Origin of the sequence: Microbacterium sp. ISL-103 (assembly GCF_018613995.1) — a bacterium.
In the GTDB taxonomy this organism is placed as follows: domain Bacteria; phylum Actinomycetota; class Actinomycetes; order Actinomycetales; family Microbacteriaceae; genus Microbacterium.
In genome coordinates, this window is the sequence record NZ_JAGGPD010000638.1 from 1 (window position 1) to 2,437 (window position 2,437).

Sequence of the window (2,437 nt, forward strand, 5' to 3'; positions counted from 1 at the left end):
GGGCTCCCGAGGGCCGGGAACGGGAGCCGGCAGTCCTGGGAGTCCACAGTCATACGTCGACGCAGACGTGACGATCGACGAGTTGATCGAGCAGGCGAAGCGGCGCGCCAGCACGGGGTCATAAGCCCTGGCGGGTTGCCACTGCTTATGACCCCCGATCCGACTTCCGCGGAATCTCGCGGATTTTGTGCGCACCTGAGCGGCTTGCGGCTCAGGTCTTTACTCCGCTGGCTTCCAGTACACGCTCGGTGAGAGCTGCTCGAATCCATCGGGTGTCGTTCCCGTGTCACCCGTGAACCAGAACGAGGGTCCATCCAGAACGTTCACCCGAACGGGAAGCGAGTCCCCGCACAGACCCTGACTCTCGTCGTCGTCTGAGACGGCTACGACGCAATACGAGGTCACATCATCGACCTCCGCGGACCGACCGATGAACACTCGCCAGCCCTCCTCGTCGCCCGCGAAGCGAACGGTGGACTCGTCCAACTGCAACCCGCCCACTTCGTCCACCTCCGCAGGCAGGGCGTCTTCCGCGTTCGCGGTTTCGCTGAGTTCCGGGGTGCGGTCCGGTTGCGCGACGCAGCCGGCGAGCAACCCGATCATCAGCACTGACGCTCCGAACAGCACAGGTTTCTTCATGCGCTTCATCAAAGCCGATATCGGCACTGAATGCCCCAGGTTGTCCCTGGTGTCGGGGAACTGTACTTCCACTGGCAGTACGACTGGGTGGTCATCGTGGCGTGAGTGACCTCCGCATGCCTGTACGCCTGCTGTGATCCGACGCCGACCTGTGTGATGCGAACTTCGGGGAGAACGACCGGAGTCGTGACATCCCCGCCGTTCATGGACCGGTTGGAGGATCCGTCGACACGATGATGCCGCGGGCACGCCGCGCCCATGCGGCTACGAAGACTGATCGGGGTCTGCGGCCGCCGTCGCCTCGAGCTCGCGAAGCCGTTTCAGCTGTGCCCACGGCCAGAACGCGATCCACCCGATCGAAACGATCGAGCCGCCCATGATCATCGAAGCGATATCCATGCGATTCACGCTACGGACTCGGTGTGCCCGTGAGCATCCCCCACGCGACGGATCCGGTCAGCTGGCCACTGCAGCTCGCGACCGGCCGATGCCCGCCCGCCTTCCTCTTCGGCAGAGAGCCCCGGTCAGCCTTGGGCACCAGGAGCTCGAGATCCCGGTGCTACTTCAGGGAGGGGCGCTCCCTCCGGCCGCAGCTCGAGGCTAGCCACGCGCCAGCGCGGGGTCATAAGCCCGGGCGGGTCGCCCCTGCTTACGACCCCCGATCGAACTACCGCGGAATCTCGCGGTTTTCTTGCGCTCCTGTGCGCTCGATTGCTGGGGCACTTCGACAGAGACCCCCAGCAATCGAGCACATCCGAGCGGCACTATACGCACCCTGCCGCGCGCGCCAACCTCAGAAACCTCACTATGCGGAGTCCTCGTCGATCCGCGTGATTACGGGGGTTTCGTGTCTCCAACCTCACAAACCTCAGTTGCTCAGCGAGCCTCCGCTCCGCTCGTCACGACCGCCTCCTGACCCCGAGTAAGTGACCCATGCCTGAACAGAAACCGATCGACAAGAAGACCGGCCGGCACATCCGCGCTCTCGTCATCACGCAGGACGACGCGCTGAAGGGTCGGCCTTGGCGGTCGATGAAAGCGATCAAGCGCGCGCTAAGACAGGCGAGATCGACTGACCTGCGCTCGACGCTCACCCACACACGACCTCGAGGAGACACCGATGGCTCTCATCTACAGCACGACCCCGCACGACACCGCCGAGCTGGTTGCTCTGCGTCAGGTCATCAACGACAACGAGCGCGCGTTCTCGGAGATCAGGACCATCTACAGCGTCGACCAGCGGCGTCTCTGTGATGAGCACGACGCTCTCATGGCCGCGCAGCGACCGATCTATCCGACGCCGGAGCACCTGCAGGGCCTGGACATGGTCGCCGAGATGATGCGCGCCGGCACCGAGTACGGCGACCACCACGGATCGCCCAGGCAGGTCGATCGTGAAGCTGGTCGGGCTCTTCCCCGCAGCGTCGACTTCTCATCGTTCGCGTGCAGGATCAACATCCGCGCCTAGCGCCGTATCGTGCCCGCTCGTCGCAGCACGCGTGGATCTCACGGAAGACGACATCGAGACCTTCCGGGACGAGCTGACGAAGCGCTCGCTCGGCATCGCCTCCCACTGGCAGCACGAGGATGGCGTCACCTTCCAGGTGTTCAACGCTCGCGTCTGGAGTGCGCTTTCAGGTTCGCCCGAACCCGCTCGGATTGGCCAGCCGGAAACGCTACACCATCGGTTTCGGCGCTACTGGTTTCGGCAGGGGGTTACGGTGGGTCGATCCTCGGCGTGTCGTGACGTTGACCAGGGCGATCCCCCCCAGCCACCGGAAACGCTCGTTTTCGGTGG

4 protein-coding genes are annotated in these 2,437 nt (G+C 64.4%); 2 read left to right on the top strand and 2 right to left on the bottom strand.

The features are described 5' to 3' along the window. Positions 1-219: 219 nt before the first annotated feature. Positions 220-648 carry a hypothetical protein gene (locus J7E68_RS18975; RefSeq protein WP_215175099.1) on the bottom strand — a complete coding sequence of 143 codons (429 nt, stop codon included), beginning with the start codon at positions 646-648 and terminating at the stop codon, positions 220-222. 255 nt (positions 649-903) lie between these two features. After that, positions 904-1,038, bottom strand: coding sequence for a hypothetical protein (locus J7E68_RS20210; RefSeq protein ID WP_285225713.1), 135 nt, complete (start codon positions 1,036-1,038; stop codon positions 904-906). A gap of 721 nt (positions 1,039-1,759) precedes the next feature. On the opposite strand from J7E68_RS20210, the gene J7E68_RS18980 reads away from it, so the two are divergent. After that, a complete protein-coding gene (locus tag J7E68_RS18980; protein ID WP_215175100.1) occupies positions 1,760-2,107 on the top strand; it encodes a hypothetical protein in 348 nt (115 codons plus the stop codon). 31 nt (positions 2,108-2,138) lie between these two features. Further along, positions 2,139-2,437 (top strand): hypothetical protein (locus J7E68_RS18985; protein WP_215175101.1); only part of this gene is annotated, 299 nt, incomplete at its 3' end.

What these genes read in the sequence shown, in the direction of transcription:
- J7E68_RS18980 (WP_215175100.1), top strand. Translation starts at nt 1,760, where the DNA reads ATGGCTCTCATCTACAGCACGACCCCGCACGACACCGCCGAGCTGGTT.
- J7E68_RS20210 (WP_285225713.1), bottom strand. Translation starts at nt 1,038, where the DNA reads ATGGATATCGCTTCGATGATCATGGGCGGCTCGATCGTTTCGATCGGG.
- J7E68_RS18975 (WP_215175099.1), bottom strand. Translation starts at nt 648, where the DNA reads ATGAAGCGCATGAAGAAACCTGTGCTGTTCGGAGCGTCAGTGCTGATG.